The organism is Dialister micraerophilus, from assembly GCF_947090205.1.
GTDB lineage: Bacteria > Bacillota > Negativicutes > Veillonellales > Dialisteraceae > Dialister > Dialister micraerophilus.
In genome coordinates this window covers 103,279-120,463 of sequence record NZ_CAMUNF010000002.1, presented here as the reverse complement: position 1 = coordinate 120,463, position 17,185 = coordinate 103,279, and the positions used below count along the sequence as shown (strand labels likewise).

18 protein-coding genes and 4 tRNA genes are annotated in these 17,185 nt (G+C 35.3%); 16 read left to right on the top strand and 6 right to left on the bottom strand.

The window, feature by feature from the left end; genetic code table 11:
- Positions 1-9: 9 nt before the first annotated feature.
- On the bottom strand, positions 10-963 hold the full coding sequence (locus P6922_RS02385; RefSeq protein ID WP_007554231.1) for a DUF1858 domain-containing protein: 954 nt from the start codon (positions 961-963) through the stop codon (positions 10-12).
- Between the two features lie 139 nt (positions 964-1,102).
- On the opposite strand from P6922_RS02385, the gene P6922_RS02380 reads away from it, so the two are divergent.
- From P6922_RS02380 to P6922_RS02305, 16 genes are all read left to right on the top strand, one after another.
- Entirely contained in the window at positions 1,103-2,074 is a 972-nt protein-coding gene (locus P6922_RS02380; protein WP_276873951.1) for a D-alanyl-D-alanine carboxypeptidase family protein, read from the top strand.
- Positions 2,067-2,375, top strand: a complete 309-nt coding sequence (locus P6922_RS02375; RefSeq protein WP_007554179.1) for an FtsB family cell division protein — start codon at positions 2,067-2,069, stop codon at positions 2,373-2,375. Before P6922_RS02380 ends, P6922_RS02375 begins: the two co-directional genes overlap by 8 nt.
- A gap of 77 nt (positions 2,376-2,452) precedes the next feature.
- The gene (locus tag P6922_RS02370) at positions 2,453-2,968 is read left to right on the top strand and encodes a S1 RNA-binding domain-containing protein (RefSeq protein ID WP_007554222.1); all 516 of its coding nucleotides are present in this window, start codon (positions 2,453-2,455) and stop codon (positions 2,966-2,968) included.
- A gap of 49 nt (positions 2,969-3,017) precedes the next feature.
- Positions 3,018-3,926 carry a Ppx/GppA phosphatase family protein gene (locus tag P6922_RS02365; RefSeq protein ID WP_007554253.1) on the top strand — a complete coding sequence of 303 codons (909 nt, stop codon included), beginning with the start codon at positions 3,018-3,020 and terminating at the stop codon, positions 3,924-3,926.
- Positions 3,919-5,373, top strand: coding sequence for a tRNA lysidine(34) synthetase TilS (gene tilS, locus P6922_RS02360; protein WP_276873949.1), 1,455 nt, complete (start codon positions 3,919-3,921; stop codon positions 5,371-5,373). Before P6922_RS02365 ends, tilS begins: the two co-directional genes overlap by 8 nt.
- A gap of 20 nt (positions 5,374-5,393) precedes the next feature.
- Complete coding sequence (hpt, locus tag P6922_RS02355; RefSeq protein WP_276873947.1) at positions 5,394-5,939, top strand: hypoxanthine phosphoribosyltransferase; 546 nt, start codon at positions 5,394-5,396, stop codon at positions 5,937-5,939.
- An 80-nt stretch (positions 5,940-6,019) separates the two neighbouring features.
- A complete protein-coding gene (gene ftsH, locus P6922_RS02350; protein ID WP_007554241.1) occupies positions 6,020-7,861 on the top strand; it encodes an ATP-dependent zinc metalloprotease FtsH in 1,842 nt (613 codons plus the stop codon).
- Between the two features lie 163 nt (positions 7,862-8,024).
- On the top strand, positions 8,025-8,465 hold the full coding sequence (rplM, locus tag P6922_RS02345) for a 50S ribosomal protein L13 (protein WP_007554165.1): 441 nt from the start codon (positions 8,025-8,027) through the stop codon (positions 8,463-8,465).
- A gap of 22 nt (positions 8,466-8,487) precedes the next feature.
- Positions 8,488-8,880, top strand: a complete 393-nt coding sequence (rpsI, locus tag P6922_RS02340; protein ID WP_007554258.1) for a 30S ribosomal protein S9 — start codon at positions 8,488-8,490, stop codon at positions 8,878-8,880.
- 132 nt (positions 8,881-9,012) lie between these two features.
- Entirely contained in the window at positions 9,013-11,106 is a 2,094-nt protein-coding gene (locus P6922_RS02335) for a polyribonucleotide nucleotidyltransferase (protein ID WP_276873945.1), read from the top strand.
- Positions 11,096-11,545 carry a dUTP diphosphatase gene (gene dut / locus P6922_RS02330; protein ID WP_276873942.1) on the top strand — a complete coding sequence of 150 codons (450 nt, stop codon included), beginning with the start codon at positions 11,096-11,098 and terminating at the stop codon, positions 11,543-11,545. Before P6922_RS02335 ends, dut begins: the two co-directional genes overlap by 11 nt.
- 106 nt (positions 11,546-11,651) lie before the next feature.
- On the top strand, positions 11,652-12,989 hold the full coding sequence (gene mtaB, locus P6922_RS02325; protein ID WP_276873940.1) for a tRNA (N(6)-L-threonylcarbamoyladenosine(37)-C(2))-methylthiotransferase MtaB: 1,338 nt from the start codon (positions 11,652-11,654) through the stop codon (positions 12,987-12,989).
- 1 nt (position 12,990) lies between these two features.
- Entirely contained in the window at positions 12,991-13,353 is a 363-nt protein-coding gene (locus P6922_RS02320) for a histidine triad nucleotide-binding protein (RefSeq protein WP_276873938.1), read from the top strand.
- 137 nt (positions 13,354-13,490) lie between these two features.
- Positions 13,491-13,667 (top strand): 30S ribosomal protein S21, encoded by a 177-nt coding sequence (gene rpsU / locus P6922_RS02315; RefSeq protein ID WP_007554217.1) that lies wholly within the window; start codon positions 13,491-13,493, stop codon positions 13,665-13,667.
- Between the two features lie 82 nt (positions 13,668-13,749).
- Complete coding sequence (locus P6922_RS02310) at positions 13,750-14,202, top strand: GatB/YqeY domain-containing protein (protein WP_276873935.1); 453 nt, start codon at positions 13,750-13,752, stop codon at positions 14,200-14,202.
- Between the two features lie 128 nt (positions 14,203-14,330).
- Positions 14,331-16,223 (top strand): type I glutamate--ammonia ligase, encoded by a 1,893-nt coding sequence (locus P6922_RS02305; protein ID WP_276873934.1) that lies wholly within the window; start codon positions 14,331-14,333, stop codon positions 16,221-16,223.
- Between the two features lie 81 nt (positions 16,224-16,304).
- Here P6922_RS02305 and P6922_RS02300 read toward each other — a convergent pair.
- The 5 genes from P6922_RS02300 to ybaK form a co-directional block, all read right to left on the bottom strand.
- Positions 16,305-16,393 (bottom strand) — tRNA-Leu (locus P6922_RS02300).
- Between the two features lie 9 nt (positions 16,394-16,402).
- Positions 16,403-16,476 (bottom strand) — tRNA-Cys (locus P6922_RS02295).
- A 4-nt stretch (positions 16,477-16,480) separates the two neighbouring features.
- Positions 16,481-16,555: transfer RNA gene (locus P6922_RS02290), tRNA-Gly, on the bottom strand.
- Positions 16,556-16,558: 3 nt separating this feature from the next.
- Positions 16,559-16,635: transfer RNA gene (locus P6922_RS02285), tRNA-Asp, on the bottom strand.
- Positions 16,636-16,697: 62 nt separating this feature from the next.
- The gene (gene ybaK / locus P6922_RS02280) at positions 16,698-17,180 is read right to left on the bottom strand and encodes a Cys-tRNA(Pro) deacylase (RefSeq protein WP_007554121.1); all 483 of its coding nucleotides are present in this window, start codon (positions 17,178-17,180) and stop codon (positions 16,698-16,700) included.
- Positions 17,181-17,185 lie beyond the last annotated feature (5 nt).

The following is a 17,185-nucleotide window of genomic DNA, read 5'->3' as shown; positions in this document are numbered from 1 at the left end:
TGCATTTTTTTAGAATTCACTGCCGTTTCTTAATCTTTCATCACATTCTTCAATAAATTTTTTTAAATCCACACCGGATTTCTCGCAAAGTTTTCCTATAGGTGTTTGCATATCTGAAGGCATATCTATTTTATATGATTGGAAAATAGAAAGCAGTTGAGGATAAAGTGTAAGAATTTCTTCCATAGGAGTATTTTCCGTAAGAAGAGGCTTATTATATTTATCAGCTATAAATTCATTCATTTCACCTAAAATTTCAAATACATCCAATCCGTGTGCCTGTGCAGCTTGCCATACATTTTCATCATAAGAAACAAAGCAACCTACACAAGACATTCCATATTCCAAAAGGAATGGACCCATATCGGGATAAACTTCGATAACTTGCATTATATTATGTTCCGGACGAATAAAATCTCCGGGAGACAAAGTCGGAAGGTTAGGATCCAAATAACTGTTTGTGGAGGAAGAACCGCTTGAAACCGGAATATCGGATTCGGTTTCCAAAACGATATCCCTGAATTTGTCATAACCTGTTTCAGCAATAAATTCGTCCATTGTCTGATAGTTTTCATGTTCAAGGTAGTACGTACATGCTTTCAAAATTATTTGAACGGCATCTGTAGGAAATTGTGCGAAAGCGAAAAATGTTTTTGCACCGGTATATATATCCCAACCGTCGGACATACCTACAGAATACATAGGTAACGGTGAGTTGATTGTACAAGTCAAAATACATGAAGGCCATGAACCGAATGCTGAAAGTCCTATTTCCGAAAGAATTTTTTCAACATCGTCTTTTGACAGTCCGGATATAACAGGTCTGAATTTTTTATCAAGTGTAAATGTACAATCATGTTTTGCTGCAACTTCTTTCATACGTTTTTTGAAGTCTGCACGACCTTCTTCCAAGTCTGGGATAAAGTCAATCTCAAGAGAGAAGCTTAAATTATCGACTGTCATAAAAAACTCCTTTTAAAATAAATTTTAATAAATATTGTGTTGATAAGAATATCAATTCAATTATACTAAATTGAATAAAAATGATACAATTAAAAACGAAAAAAAATAAAAAAATGACAAAATTGAATAAGGATATATAATGAATGAAATAAATATTATAACAAAAAAACATGAAAATAAGAAGAAAAAAACAGTATTGAAAATAATAATAATCTTGCTTATAACGATTATAGCGGCAATAGCTGTTCTGATAAAAATAACTCCACCGCCTCCGCAGAAACCTCAAATGAAAGTTTTACCTCAAGTAGATGCGGTTTCGGTTGCGATTGCAGATGGAAATACCGGAAAATTTTTAGGTGGGAAAGATTCAGAATTGCGAGTTTATCCGGCAAGTACCACCAAAATACTTACTTGTATAATTGCACTTGAGGAAGGTCACGATAAATTAAATGATAATGCATTGATTACACCAAATGCAACAAAGCAGGACGGAACATGTTTGGGATTGAAACCCGATTTACCCATATCTTTACAAGAATTGCTTTACGGAATGATGCTTGTTTCAGGAAATGATGCGGCAGTGTCCGTGGCTGAAACTGTGGGTGGAGATTATGAAACATTTATTAAGTTGATGAATGCAAAAGCAAAAAATATAGGTGCTGTAAATTCAAATTTTGTAAATGCAAACGGATTAACGGATAAAAATCATTATACAACAGCAAGCGATATGGCAAAAATTGCAGTATATGCAATGAAAAATCAAAATTTCAGAAAAATAGTTAAAGAACCTTTCCATATGATGACATACAGAGACGGAACAATCAGAAGAATAGAAAACAGAAATGAGTTTTTGGAAAGCGGATATGAAGGTGCCAACGGAATTAAAACCGGAATGACAGAAGCTGCGGGAGATTGTTTAGTTGCATCTGCAGAACGTGACGGGCATCTTGTTGTAGTTTCCATATATAATGACGAAAACAGGTGGGAAGATGTAAAAAAATTGTTGGATTACGGTTTTGATGCCATAAAAAATGAAGAAATGTATGAAAAAGCCATGCGTGAAGAACCTTTTGTTTACAAAGTGGTAAATAGGATAATGGGGAATGAATAAAATGAGAAAAAATAAAAAACAACCTATCTTGAAGCGTTTATTTCCACATAGCCCTTTGTTACGTATAATTTTTGTTTTAGCAGTTATAATTGCTCTTTTTACGGTTGTACAAAATGTATATCGTTTTTATGAAATAAAAGTTTTGGAAATAGAATTGAAGCAAGAAAAAGAAAAGTTAAATGCAGAGAAACAGGATTTGGAAAAAAGAAAAGAGGAACTTAACGATTCTTCAAAAATTGAGCAAAAAGCAAGAGATGAATTGGGACTTGTAAAAAAAGGCGAACTTCCTTATGTAAGGTAGTATAGTGATGTTTGCACTTGTATGTGTTTTTTCGTATAATAAAAAAAACTGTTGATTAAGGGGGACGTTATTTTTTCATGGCTTTAGAAGTGGGTAGTATTGTAGAAGGAAAAGTAAGCGGAATAGTAAAATTCGGAGCATTTGTAGATTTGGGAGAAGGGAAAACCGGTTTGGTGCATATTTCGGAAATTGCACACGAATATGTTGAAGATGTTAATGAATTCTTGAAAGTCGGAGATGAAGTAAAGGTAAAAATAATTTCAATTGATAATCATAACAAATTTGCTTTGTCAATAAAGCAAGCACAATCAAATCCTGAGCATAAGAGAAGTTATGAAAAAGGGAATAAATCAAGTGAATATAAAAATTTTCACCATGAAAACAATTTATCCGCAAAAGGAACCCATGCATATCGGAAATCGGGAAATGCTCAAAATTCTCGTTCATTTCAAGCTGAACGTAAACGTGAAGATATAACGTCATTTGAAGATAAAATAAGTAAATTTTTAAAAGAAAGTGATGAACGATTATTGGATTTGAAACGTAATGTAGAATCAAAACGAGGTGGCCGGGGCGGTCGCAGATCCGATTAACTGTAAAGAGCGTCTCAGATGCTCTTTTTTCTTTGTTGGAGGAATACAGATGAAGAAAACAATAATTGATGTAGGAACCAATTCGGTCCGTATGCTAATAGCAGAAAAAAAAGACGGAAACGAATGGGAAACTTTAGATAAACGATTGAACAGTACACGACTTGGAGAAGGAATGTCCGATAATGCCGTTATTTTGGACAGTGCAAGAAAACGTACTAAAACGGCAGTAGAGGAGTTTATAGATATTTCCAAAAAACAAAATTCGGAAAACATATTTATATATGGAACCTCAATTATGAGAGATGCTCAAAACGGAAAAGATTTTTCAGATGAAATAAAAAAATCTACAGGGATTCCCGTTACTGTTTTATCCGGAAAAGATGAAGCATATTACAGTTATATAGGTGCATCGGGAAATTCTTCGGCAGTTACAGCCGTTGTAGATGTCGGAGGAGGATCTACCGAAATTTGTGTAGGTTTAGGTGCGGAAGTTGATTGCCGTTATAGCTTCAATTTGGGATGTGTACGTGATTCCTGTGCTTTTGATATGACAACCGCACGCGGTATAGGAGAACTGAAAAAGCACTGTTTTTCATTATTCAAGAGTGCCGATAGTATAGCTTCCGTTAAAAGATGGATTGCCGTAGGAGGTACAGCAACATCTATGGCATCTATTTTATTGGAAATGGAAATTTATGATTCGGAAAAAATACAAGGTTACATCCTTAAGCAAGAAGATGTTCAACGTCTTTCAAAAGAACTTTCTCAAATGTCTTATGAAGAAAGATGTGCATTGAAGGGGATACCTGAAGAACGTGCGGATATAATAGTTGCTGGAAGTGTAATAATAGACAGTTTAATGGAATATTTTGCATTGAGTGAATTTATTGTAAGTGATAAAGATTTATTGGAAGGACTGCTTGAAGCGGATATTTTAAAACATAAAGAAAATGAATGATAAAAATAAGTTTTTAAAAAAAGTAAAAAAGTTTGCACATGATAAAATGCTATGGACAAAGAAAGATAAAATTTTACTTGCAGTATCCGGAGGACCTGACTCCTTAGGTTTATTACTTGCAATGAATGAACTTAAAAGGAGTGAAGGGTTTTCTATAGGATGCTGTACTATAGATCATCATCTCAGAAAAGAAAGTGCGGAAGAAGTTATTTATGTAAATAAAATTTGTGAAGAATTGGGAATAGATTGTAAAATTATCGATATAAATGTAAAAGAAAGACAAGAAGAAAGCAATAAATCATGTGAAACTGCAGCAAGAGAACTTAGATACGAAGCATTAAAAGAAATCTTTACAAAATATAAATATACTAAAATTGCATTGGCACATCATTCTGACGATCAAGCTGAAACCGTTATTCATCGTCTGATTAGAGGGGGAGGTATGACAGGATTATCCGGAATGCTTCCTAAAAGAGAATATTTTATACGACCGTTTTTAGCTGTAACAAAAAAAGAAATTCAAGCGTATATAGATGAATTTCCTTATATACCGGCACATGATAAAACAAATGATATTCCGGATGTTACAAGAAACAAAATACGATTGCAGCTTATTCCTTATTTAAAAAAATATAATCCGAATATTGTAAATACAATATGCAGAACGGCAGCCATAATGCAAGATGAAGATGAATACATAAGAGCGGAAGTTTTAAATTTTGCAAAAAAAAATATAAAAAAAGAACATGGATTTACGGTATTGAATACTGAAGAATTTAAATCTGCAATGCCTGCTTTACAAAGAAGAATTATAAGATATATTTTTTCGGAGTATAATAATGAGCACTATACCCTTGATTATATTTCCGTAGAGAGATTTCGTGAGTTGATATATTCCGGGAAAACAGGAAATATAACTTCTTCATCGAACATGCTTTTAAAAATAGAAAAAGGATACTGTATATTTACGGAAGGGAATACAAGAAATTTAAAATCATTTAAAATTATCGGTAATATTGATTATAGATATGAAGAATATATGAAAAATATTTTCCTAAATCAATCATATGCTGATATAATGAAACAGTGCGTTGAAAAATCAAAAAAGATTTGTGAATTGGGAAAGTATTCATTATATGAATATAGAACCACGTCGAAGCCTGAGGTTGTACTTCGTAATCAATACGTTCTTGATGCCGATAAAGTAGGTAAATTGAAGCTCAGATATAAAAAGAACGGAGATATGTTCAGTCCTAATGGTATTGACGGAACTCAAAAAATTGTAAAATGTATGCAGTCTTTAAGGATTAATTCGGCGGACAGAAAAACATGGCCGCTTCTTGCAGATGAAAACAATATTTATTGGATTCCGTTTTGCAGAGGAAGCAGAGAGGCTCGTGTAACAGATAAAACGACCGATTTTTTGGTGGTTACCTTAATAAAATGAACAGGAGAGAGTTATAAAAAATGTTGAAAAGCGACATTAAGGAAATTTTGATTACTGAAGAACAATTAAAAAGACGTACAGAAGAAATCGGTGCGCAAATAACAAAAGATTATGAAGGTAAAGATGTAATACTTGTAGGTGTTCTTAAAGGTGCAATGCCGTTTTTATGTGATTTGATGCGACAGATACATTTACCTGTTTCAATAGATACTATTTGTGTATCAAGCTACGGTGCAGGAACTGTATCCAGCGGAGAAGTACAAATAAAAAAAGATATTGACAGTGATATAAAAGGCAAACATGTAATAATTGTCGAAGATATTATAGATACAGGTATTACTATGGCGGCTTTAAAAAATATCTTTTGCGAAAGAGGCGCGGAATCTGTAGAAATTGCCGTGTGTCTTGATAAAAAAGAACGTAGACAAAAAGAAGTTTTTACAAAATATGTAGGATTTGAAGTGCCTGATGAATTTATAGTAGGATATGGATGTGATTATGCGGAAAAATATAGAAATTTACCGTATATTTGTACATTATATCCGAGTGTTTTTGAGCACATTTAATTTGATTAAATAAGTAAATTTGTGTTAGAATAACTGTTAACATAAATTTAAAATATACAAATAGCAAAAGGAGGAAAATATTGAATAAGTTTGCTAAAAATGTGGCACTTTACGTATTAATTATTATAGTTGCGGTGTCCATATTCAATACTTTTGTACATCCTCAGCAAAAACATTCTGAAATTGCATATAGCGATTTTATTTCTCAAGTAGACAATAAGAATGTGTCTTCTGTAGTGATGACGGAAAATTCTATTACAGGCAAATTGAAAGACGGTACAGTTTTTTCGACTTATGCACCGGATAATGATCCGACGCTTTTACCGAAATTAACTAAGTCTGAAGTTGCTATAAATGTTAAACCACCGGAACAACCTGCATGGTGGATGAGCTTGTTATCTTCTGTACTTCCGATTGTAATTCTTGTTGTAGTTTGGTTCTGGATTATGAATCAGACTCAAGGCGGCGGAAGAGTAATGACATTTGGTAAATCAAAAGCCAAAATGGCAGGCGAAGGTAAGATACACGTTACTTTTAAAGATGTTGCAGGTGCAGATGAAGCGAAGGAAGAACTTGCCGAAGTGGTAGATTTTCTGAGAAATCCAGGAAGATATACCGATATTGGTGCAAAAATTCCTAAAGGTGTACTTTTAGTAGGACCTCCGGGAACGGGTAAAACACTTCTTGCAAGAGCTGTTGCCGGTGAGGCCAGAGTTCCTTTCTTTTCAATATCGGGTTCCGATTTTGTAGAAATGTTTGTAGGTGTGGGTGCATCACGTGTACGTGATTTATTTGCACAAGCCAAGAAAAATGCACCGTGTATTCTTTTTATAGATGAAATTGATGCCGTAGGTCGTCAAAGAGGTTCAGGTTTGGGCGGCGGTCACGATGAGCGTGAACAGACACTCAATCAACTTCTCGTAGAAATGGACGGGTTCGGTATTAATGAAGGTATAATTACTATCGCAGCAACAAACAGACCGGATATATTGGACCCTGCATTACTTCGTCCGGGCAGATTTGACAGACGAGTTATTGTAGGAAAACCGGATTTACGCGGAAGAGTTGCGATATTAAAAGTTCATGCAAGAAATAAGCCTTTGGATAAAGATATAAATCTTGAAACGATTGCTAAAAAAGTTCCGGGATTTACAGGTGCCGATTTGGCCAATTTGCTGAATGAAGCAGCACTTTTAGCAGCAAGAACAAATCGAAAACTTATAACCATGCAAGACTTGGAAGAAGCCAGTGAAAAAGTAGCCTATGGTCCTGAAAGAAGAAGTCATAAAGTCAGTGAAGAAGAACGCAGACTTACAGCTTATCATGAATCGGGACATGCTATTATGGCAACAGTACTTAAAGATGCTGATCCCGTTCATAAGGTTACAATTGTTCCGCGTGGACAAGCAGGCGGATATACAATGATGCTTCCTCATGAAGAACGTTCATTCATAACGAAAGCTCATTTACTCGCAAAATTACGTGTAGCTTTGGGAGGACGTTGTGCCGAACAGATAATATTTAACGAAATATCAAGCGGAGCGTCCGGAGATTTACAGCAAGTTACGGCAATTTTGAGAAAAATGGTTATGGAATGGGGTATGAGTGAAAGACTCGGACCGATGATTTTCGGAGAACACCAAGAACAAATCTTTTTAGGAAAACAGCTCGGATCCGAAAGAAATTACGGAGAAGACGTAGCTTCCGCCATTGATGAAGAAATGCATAAATATCTTATGGATGCACTTAACGATACTATGAGAATTTTGAATGAAAATATCGAAGTATTACACGCAATGGCAAAAGCTTTACTTGAAGAAGAAACTATAAACAAACAACAAGTTGAAAACTTATTCAAGTATCATTCAATTTACGCACCCGGTGAAGAACCGATGCCTATACTTGAAAGCGATGATAATTGATAAAGTCAAAAAGCCGCAACAGGCTTTTTGCTTTGAAAATACTTTTATTAAAACTTGACATGAGTATTGTAAAAAGTTATAATACTCCTTGTGAGATTTGTCCGGAACCCACTAGCCCCGGAGGAAGGATAAAATCTTGCGTTCAGTTTTAGGAGGAAAAGAAATGAAAACTACTTTTATGGCCAATGCGGGAAATATTACTCGCAAATGGTATATTGTTGATGCTGAAGGCAAGACGCTCGGCCGCTTGGCAGCAGGAGTCGCAGAAGTCCTTCGGGGAAAAAATAAAGTTACTTTTACACCACATGTAGATACAGGTGATTTTGTAATTGTAATTAATGCAGAAAAAGTTGTATTGACAGGTAAAAAGGCATTGAAAAAGGAATATTTCCATTATTCCGGATACCCGGGTGGAGATAAATTTACAAAAGCAGGTGAAGCTCTTCGTAAGAAACCGGCTTGGGTTCTTGAACATGCAATCAGAGGTATGTTGCCGAAGAACAAATTAGGTGATCAGATGTTCCGCAAGTTGAAAGTTTATGCGGGCAGTGAACATCCGCATGCAGCACAGAAACCTGAAGAATTAGTTTTTGATATTCGCTAACCCGGAAAGGAAGGAAAAAATTATGGCAGAAGCTATTTACTACGGTACAGGTCGTAGAAAAACATCCGTTGCCAGAGTCCGTCTGGTACCGGGTCAAGGAAATATTACAATAAATCGTCGTTCCATGGATGACTACTTCGGTCTTCAGACATTGGAATTGATTGTTAAACAGCCGCTTGAATTGACAGGAACAACATCGGCATATGATGTTATCGTAAGTGTAAAAGGCGGTGGACATACAGGTCAGGCAGGTGCAATCAGACACGGAATCAGTCGTGCTCTTTTGGAAGTAGATGCAGACTACAGAAAAGTTCTTAAGAGTGCAGGATTGCTTACTCGTGACCCGAGAATGAAAGAACGTAAGAAATACGGTCTTAAAAAAGCAAGAAAAGCAAGCCAGTTCTCAAAACGTTAATATTTGTAATAAAAGCCGGATTATCCGGCTTTTTAATTTTTCAGAATATATATTTAGTGCATTTCCCCCAAAAAAATTGTATAATGTATTGTATGTAAATATAGAAGATTAAAAGACAGAGGAGGACGAGAAATGTTCGAAACATTTCAAATGGAACTTGCAGGCCGTCCATTAATTATTGAAACAGGCAAGATGGCAAAACAGGCAAGCGGATCAGTATTGGTTAGATATGGAGACACTGTTGTTCTTGTAGCGACAACATGGAGTAAGGAACCGCGTGAAGGAACAGATTTCTTTCCGCTTACGGTAGATTATGAAGAAAAAATGTATTCAGTAGGTAAGATGCCTGGAGGATTTCTCAGAAGAGAAGGACGTCCGGGTAATTCTGCCGTTTTAAATGCACGACTTATCGATCGTCCTATTCGTCCATTATTTGATAAAAGATGCAGACATGATGTTCACGTAGTTGCAACGGTTCTTTCGGTTGATTATGATAATGCACCGGAATTGTGCGGATTACTTGGAGCATCTGCTTCAATTGCGATTTCAGATATTCCTTGGGACGGTCCAGTGGCGGGTGTCAGAGTCGGTAAAGTTGACGGTGAATTTGTTGTAAATCCAACTCAAGAACAGTTGGAACGCTCTACGATGAATATTACAGTAGCAGGTTCTGAAACAGCTATTTTGATGGTTGAAGGCGGAGCAAAAGAAGCATCGGAGGAAGAAGTTCTTGATGCAATTATGTATGCTCACACCGTAATAAAACAACTTGTTGAATTTCAGAAAAAAATAATTGAAAAAGTAGGCAAGCAAAAGAAAGAATTGGTTTTTGCAGAAATACCCGAAGAAATAGAAAAAGCTATTTATGAATATGCTGAAAACAATTTGAGAGAAGCAATTTTCAATCCCGATAAGCTTACAAGAGAAGCTCATATGGAAGAAGTAAGAAAAGAAGCTGAAAATCATTTTAAAGAAATTTATCCGGATAATGAATCCGATGTAATTACTTGTTTGGATCATTTGACTAAATCTATTGTGAGAAAGATGATTTCTGTAGATAAAATTCGTCCGGATGGAAGAGCATTGGATGAAATTCGTCCTATTACTTGTGAAGTAGGTATGATTCCGAGAACACACGGTTCAGCTTTATTTACTCGCGGTCAAACTCAAGCATTGACAATTACAACATTGGCACCGATGAATGAAACTCAAATTATTGATGATTTAACATTGGTAAATGAAAAGCGTTATATTCATCAATATAATTTCCCTTCATATTGTGTAGGAGAAACTAAGAGTTCAAGGGGACCGGGACGTCGTGAAATTGGGCATGGAGCATTGGCTGAACGTGCATTGGAACCGGTTATTCCGTCAGTAGATGAATTTCCGTATGCTATACGTGTAGTTTCGGAAATTTTGGAATCAAACGGATCATCATCACAAGCTTCTGTTTGCGGAAGTACAATGTCGCTTATGAATGCAGGTGTTCCGATACATGCACCGGTAGCCGGAATAGCAATGGGACTTGTAAATGAAGGTGAGCATTTTACAATTTTGACAGATATTCAGGGTATGGAAGATGCTCTTGGAGATATGGATTTCAAAGTGGCAGGTACTGCAAAAGGTATTACTGCAATTCAAATGGATATAAAAATTCATGGATTGTCACGTGAGATTTTGATGGCGGCATTGAAACAGGCACATAAGGGTAGAATGTTTATTTTAGGGAAAATTGCAGAATGTATTTCAAAACCTGCAGAACATTTGTCATCATATGCACCAAAAATTATTACACTTACAATTCCTGTAGATAAAATTCGTGATGTAATTGGTACCGGAGGAAAAACAATTAACAAGATAATAACCGAAACCGGTGTAAAAATGGATGTTGAAGAAGACGGAAGAGTTTATATTGCTTCAGTTGATGAAGAAGCAGCGCAAAAAGCCAAGAAGATGGTTGAGTCGTTAACGCATGAAGTTAAGCCTGGAGAAGTATATCTCGGTAAGGTTACACGCTTAATGAAATTCGGTGTATTTGTTGAAATTTTACCGGGACAAGAAGGAATGGTGCATATTTCACAATTGGCATTGAAACGTGTAGAAAAAGTAGAAGATGTTGTTCATGAAGGCGATGAAATCATGGTAAAAGTAATGGAAATCGATGATAAAGGAAGAATTAATTTATCTAGAAAGGCATTGCTTCAGGAGAAGAAAAATGAACAATAAACGCGGTTTTGAAATTGTAACGGAATGGAAAGATAAAGCAATTTCATTGCCGGAACGTAAAACAATTGCGAGTGCAGGATATGATATTGAAAGTGCGATTGATGCGGTTATTGAAAAAGGAAAAATGAAAATAATTCCTACAGGATTGAAAGCATATATGGGAAATGATGAGTACTTAAGTATTCATATACGTTCAAGTATTGCCATAAAAAAAGGAATTGTATTGATGAATTCAACAGGAATTATAGATGCAGATTATTATAATAATCCTGAAAATGAAGGGCATATTATGATTGCATTGTACAATACAAGTGAAAATGATTTTTCCGTAACCAAAGGGGAACGAATTGCACAAGGAATTTTTCAAAAATATTTAAAAATTGAAAATGACAATTCAGAAAGTACGAGAAAAGGCGGATTCGGAAGTACAGGAAAATAAATAAAAAGTTTCGGTGAAAACCGAAACTTTTTTGAATGCAATTAATACTGAAATTGAGTATAATATACTTTAATAGAATAAATTGGTAGAAATAAGTGAGATAAGAATGATTAACGAAAGAGAACAATGTAAAAACACAAAAAAAGTATCATTCATAACATTGGGATGCAAGGTAAATCAATATGACAGTGATGCTATGCGTACACTTTTTATACATAGAGGATATAAACCTGTCGAGCATTCTGAAGTTGCTGATGTTTATATTATAAATACTTGTTCAGTTACAAGTATAGGTGATCGGAAATCAAGACAGGTTATACGTAAAATACGTAGAAACAATCCTGATGCCGTTATTGCCGCAACAGGGTGTTATGCTCAAGTTGCACCGGAAGAATTGGAAAAAATGGGAGATGTCGATGTAATTGTCGGGCATCAAGACAGAAATAAAATAGTAGATTATATAGAAGAAGCCGAAAAAAGTGAAAAAACTGTAAATGCAGTCAAGGATATAATGTCAATACGTGAATATGAAAATTTGACAGTAGATCCGGAAGGTGAAGTAAAAGCTCGTGCATTTGTAAAAGTGCAAGAGGGGTGTGATAATTATTGCACTTTTTGCATTATTCCGTATGCAAGAGGAAGGTTGAAATCAAGAAAACAAGAAGATGCTGTTGATGAAATCAAAAAACTGGTAGAAAAAGGTTATAGAGAAGTAGTTTTAACAGGAATACATTTAGGTAATTACGGAAAAGATTTAAGAAACGGAACATCTTTATCAACATTGGTATCTGAACTTTTGAAAATTCCGAATCTTTTAAGAATACGCTTAGGCTCAATTGAATCAGTAGAACTTTCAGATGAATTGATAAATATTATAAAAAATGAAAAACGTGTTTGTCATCATTTGCATTTGCCGTTGCAGTCAGGTTCGGATGCGGTACTTAAAAGTATGAACAGGCATTATAGGCTTAAGCAATATAAAGATTTAATTGCTATGCTTAGGGAAAAAATTCCGAATTTGGCACTTACCACAGATTTGATTGTAGGATTTCCGGGAGAAACCGAAGAAAATTTTAAAGAAACTTTAAATACTTTACATGAATTGAATTTTTCCGCAATACACGTATTTCCTTTTTCAAAGCGTACGGGAACACCGGCGGCAATGTATCCAAATCAAATTACTAATGAAGAAAAGAAAAAACGTGTTCATCGTGTACAAGAGTTGGAAAAAAAGATTTCAAAAGAATTTAGATGTGAATTTTTAAATAAAATTGTACATGTATTGGCTGAAAACAAGAAAGAAGAATACTTTGAAGGATTTTCCGATGAGTATATTCGTGTTACTATAAAAGGGGAGAATGTAAAAAGGGGACATTTATACTCCGTTATTGTAGAGGAAGTTACCGATGAGGGACTTATAGGTAGAGTTATAGAGGAGGTTTAAAATGGATAATTGTTTATTTTGTAAAATTGCAGCAGGAGAAATTCCTAGCACGAAAGTTTATGAAGATGAAAAGTGGTTTGCGTTCAAAGATATACAGCCATGTGCTCCGGTACATATTTTAGTTATACCTAAAACACACGTAAAAAATATTTTAGATATAAATACAAAAAGCAATGAAATTTTTTCGGATTTCTTTTTGAAGATAAAAGAAATAGCTGAAAATGCAGATTTAGGTAAAAACGGATTTCGTTTAGTTATGAATACAGGGGAAAAAGCGGGACAAACAGTATTTCATTTTCATGCACATATTATCGGAGGAAAAGATATGGGATGGCCGCCGTTTCCGGAAGACGTCAAGCATTAAAAATTACCATATTTTGAATTGAAATCTGAAGTTCAATACTTTTTAGTACTTTTAGATTGACATCAATTCATGAATATTTTATAATTTAATAGTGTGCATTAGCACCCCATCAGTCTTATTTGGAGGGAGGGATATAGATGTCTGAAGTAAAAGTCCAAAAGGGCGAATCTCTTGATAGTGCTCTTCGCAGATTTAAACGTTCCTGCCAAAAAGCCGGGGTTCTTTCTGAAGTAAGAAAACGTGAACATTATGAAAAGCCAAGCGTAAGACGTAAGCTTAAATCTGAGGCCGCAAGAAAACGCAAATTTAAATAGTTTGTTATTTTATCGGTTTTGTTCGATTTAATAAGGTTTTTATTTTTAAGTCGTTCGTAACGTTAAGGTCAAGGTGATAGTTGTGTCATTAAAACAGCAGCTTATGGTAGATATGAAGGCTGCCATGAAAGCTAAAGAAAACGGTAAGCTTGCATTAAATGTAATTAGAATGGCAAGAGCACATATAAGACAAGCTGAAATTGACAACGGACACGCAGACTTCGATGATGATCAGGTTCTTACAATTCTACGTAAGGAAGTTAAGCAGCGTAAAGAAACGCTTGCGGAAATAAAAGATTCCGGTAGAGAAGACCTGGTTGAGGCGACACAGGCTGAAATTGATATATTACAAAAATATTTGCCTGCAGAGCTTTCAGCAGAAGCTGTCAAGAAGGTTGTAGTGGAAATCGTAAATGCAATGAACCCTGAAGACAGAAAGATGGGTTTGGTTATGAAATCCGTTATGGCTAAGTTGAGAGGTAAAGCGGACGGTAAGCTTATAAATACTGTCGTTCGTGAAATACTTGCTGAGTAAGCTTGACAAAATGTGACATGTATTGTATTCTTATTCCATAAGTTAATATTTTGGTGTCAATGATGACTCATTCTTTATGAATGGGTCATTTTGTCTTTTGAAGATTATACCGCTTGGGAGGGTTTTTTATGAAAAAGGATTTATTATACTATATTCCGGCAGGGCAGTACGGTAAAGAAGGGGTATTATCTTTATTGGCTCAGCATCCTGAGATAAAATTTGTATCTTTAATCGGGATAGATTTAGGCGGAAATGATACTGATGAGAGAATACCGATTGAATTATTCAGAAAAAATTATGAAGATTTCTTTGCAGGTAAAGCTGTACAGACTGACGGTTCATCGGTAGTATTCGGAAATATTGCAACTTTAAATGATGCTAGAGTGGATATGATTGCCGACAGCAGCGTAAATTGGTATGTTGATTATAATTATGAGCATTTGGATAAAAACGATTTACCTGTAGGAACATTAAGAATTCCGGCTTTTTTGATTCATAATAACGAGTTAATTGATTCACGTTCTATCTTAAAACGTTCTTGTGATTATGTAGCAGGAAGAATAAAAGAATTGTTGAATTCAAATAAGCTTAAAGGAATGAGTCATGTTCCTGTTGATCAAATACAAGATATTGCATTTACAACCGGTACGGAACTTGAATTTTGGGTAAGAACTCCAAGTGAAAATGAAACTGTTCAACATTTGTCTACATCACAGAGATTGCAAGAGCAGTATTGGCAGAAAATGCGCGGTAATGTTCGTACAGCTATGGAAGAAACCATTTCCGAACTGGAAGCACGTGGACTTAAAGTTGAAATGGGACATAAAGAAGTTGGCGGAATAAAACCAAAAGTAGATGATGAAGGTCATATTGTAGATGTATGTGAGCAGCTTGAATTGGATTGGAGATTTACTACAAATCCTTTGCAAGCTTGTGACAATGAACTCGAAGTAAGAATTATGGTACGTGAAATTTTCAGAAAAAACGGTTTGGACGTATCATTTAAAGCAAAACCTATTCAAGGTGTTGCAGGAAGCGGAAAACATACACACTTGGGAATTATTGCAAAACTTAAGAACGGCAAATCAATAAACTTAATGGTTCCGGAAGACACCGAAAAAGAGTATTTAAGTCCTTTAGGCTATGGATTTGTAATGGGAATTTTAAAAAACTATGAAGTTATAAATCCTTTCGTTACATCTACAACGGATGCATTTAACAGATTGAAGCCGGGATTTGAAGCTCCGATTTGTATAGTTACATCATTAGGATTGACACCGGAATTTCCATCTAGAAACAGAACAATTTTAATAGGTTTGATAAGAGATATAGGAAATCCTAAAGCAACAAGATTTGAACTCAGAGCTCCAAATCCGTTTACAAATGCATATATTGCAGTTGCTGCGTTGTACTTGGCAGCTCTTGAAGGAATTGAATATGCTGTAGAGTCAGGTAAAACCGGTCAGGAATTGTTGGCAGAATTGTCTAAAAAAGCATCTGAAGAATATGAATATTTGAAAAAAGGCAGAGAATACAGATGTGAAAAAAATATATTCGATGACTTTACGCAAGAAGAAAGGGATGCGATATTTGGAAAACCGCCGGCAACGGTTTGGGAAAACGTAAAAATAATGAAAGAAAATGCTGAAAAAGTACAAGCGCTTCTTAGTGGAAATTCATTTACAAAACCGATTATAGATTCATTTATACAGACAATTTTATTCAGATGGAAAAATGAATTGATTGATAGAATTATCCCATATACGGAAAGTATTGTAAGAGGTTACAAAAAATTAAAATGTGAAGATCTTTTAGATGAGAGACGATGGGAAGAAATTAATGCATTAAGAAGAGAATTGGCTAAAGATACAGTGAATAGTAAATGTATTTGCAGCAGATTGAAAGATGCATTGGAAACAGGTGATTATGATACAGCATCTGAACTTCAAATTGAAATGATGAAAAAGACTGAAGTTTTGAATGATTTGTATTATGTTTACAAATTGAATATATTGGACTAAAATTGGATTAAAAAATAGCTTGAAGAGTTTTTTCTTCAAGCTATTTTTATAAATAAAAAAAGCGATATAAATCGCTTTTTTTGGTGCCGAGGACCGGAGTCGAACCGGTACGAATCTTTCGATTCGAGGGATTTTAAGTCCCTTGCGTCTGCCAATTCCGCCACCCCGGCATAAATAAATGGAGGCGGCACTCAGAATCGAACTGAGGATAAAGGTTTTGCAGACCTCTGCCTTACCGCTTGGCTATGCCGCCTCAATGGAGCGGAAAACGGGACTCGAACCCGCGACCCCCACCTTGGCAAGGTGGTGCTCTACCACTGAGCTACTTCCGCTAATGGCGACCCGGATCAGATTTGAACTGACGATCTTCGCCGTGACAGGGCGACATGTTAGACCGCTACACCACCGGGCCGTATTACTTTATTAGTATATCTATCACAGTTGCTTTTGTCAAGGAAAGCATGCGAAAAATATTTAATCTAAAGTGATTTTATAAATTTTTGCATTTATGAATTTTATTAAACTGTTTGGGCAAATAAGTATCTGTTGTCCACGATGACCGGCACTTACACTTATTTCATTATGTTTGGAAACCGATTCATCAAAATAAGTGGGAAAATCTTTTTTCATTCCGATTGGAGAGCATCCTCCTCTTTCATAACCTGTTAAAGTACGTAAATCTTTTAGATGTATCATCTCTATACTTTTGTTTCCACTTACCGATGCTGCAATTTTCATATCCAATGTTTTATTTGACGGTAAACAAAAGACAACGGGACCGGTTTTATTTCCTTTTGTAACAATAGTTTTAAAAACCATATCGGGATTGAAACCTAATTCTTCTGCTGCATGAACTCCGGATAAATCATCCAAATCGAAATCATAAGATTTTGTTTTATATGGAATACCGGCTTTATCAAGTATTCTCATAACATTTGTCTTTTTTTGTTTCTTCATAACAA

Bases quoted from the DNA above. Each gene is read 5' to 3' on its own strand.
- P6922_RS02380 (WP_276873951.1), top strand. From the start codon at position 1,103: ATGAATGAAATAAATATTATAACAAAAAAACATGAAAATAAGAAGAAA.
- rplM (WP_007554165.1), top strand. From the start codon at position 8,025: ATGAAAACTACTTTTATGGCCAATGCGGGAAATATTACTCGCAAATGG.
- ybaK (WP_007554121.1), bottom strand. From the start codon at position 17,180: ATGAAGAAACAAAAAAAGACAAATGTTATGAGAATACTTGATAAAGCC.
- rpsI (WP_007554258.1), top strand. From the start codon at position 8,488: ATGGCAGAAGCTATTTACTACGGTACAGGTCGTAGAAAAACATCCGTT.
- P6922_RS02385 (WP_007554231.1), bottom strand. From the start codon at position 963: ATGACAGTCGATAATTTAAGCTTCTCTCTTGAGATTGACTTTATCCCA.
- tilS (WP_276873949.1), top strand. From the start codon at position 3,919: ATGAATGATAAAAATAAGTTTTTAAAAAAAGTAAAAAAGTTTGCACAT.
- P6922_RS02305 (WP_276873934.1), top strand. From the start codon at position 14,331: ATGAAAAAGGATTTATTATACTATATTCCGGCAGGGCAGTACGGTAAA.
- P6922_RS02365 (WP_007554253.1), top strand. From the start codon at position 3,018: ATGAAGAAAACAATAATTGATGTAGGAACCAATTCGGTCCGTATGCTA.
- P6922_RS02370 (WP_007554222.1), top strand. From the start codon at position 2,453: ATGGCTTTAGAAGTGGGTAGTATTGTAGAAGGAAAAGTAAGCGGAATA.
- P6922_RS02375 (WP_007554179.1), top strand. From the start codon at position 2,067: ATGAATAAAATGAGAAAAAATAAAAAACAACCTATCTTGAAGCGTTTA.
- hpt (WP_276873947.1), top strand. From the start codon at position 5,394: ATGTTGAAAAGCGACATTAAGGAAATTTTGATTACTGAAGAACAATTA.
- P6922_RS02335 (WP_276873945.1), top strand. From the start codon at position 9,013: ATGTTCGAAACATTTCAAATGGAACTTGCAGGCCGTCCATTAATTATT.
- P6922_RS02320 (WP_276873938.1), top strand. From the start codon at position 12,991: ATGGATAATTGTTTATTTTGTAAAATTGCAGCAGGAGAAATTCCTAGC.
- mtaB (WP_276873940.1), top strand. From the start codon at position 11,652: ATGATTAACGAAAGAGAACAATGTAAAAACACAAAAAAAGTATCATTC.
- dut (WP_276873942.1), top strand. From the start codon at position 11,096: ATGAACAATAAACGCGGTTTTGAAATTGTAACGGAATGGAAAGATAAA.
- rpsU (WP_007554217.1), top strand. From the start codon at position 13,491: ATGTCTGAAGTAAAAGTCCAAAAGGGCGAATCTCTTGATAGTGCTCTT.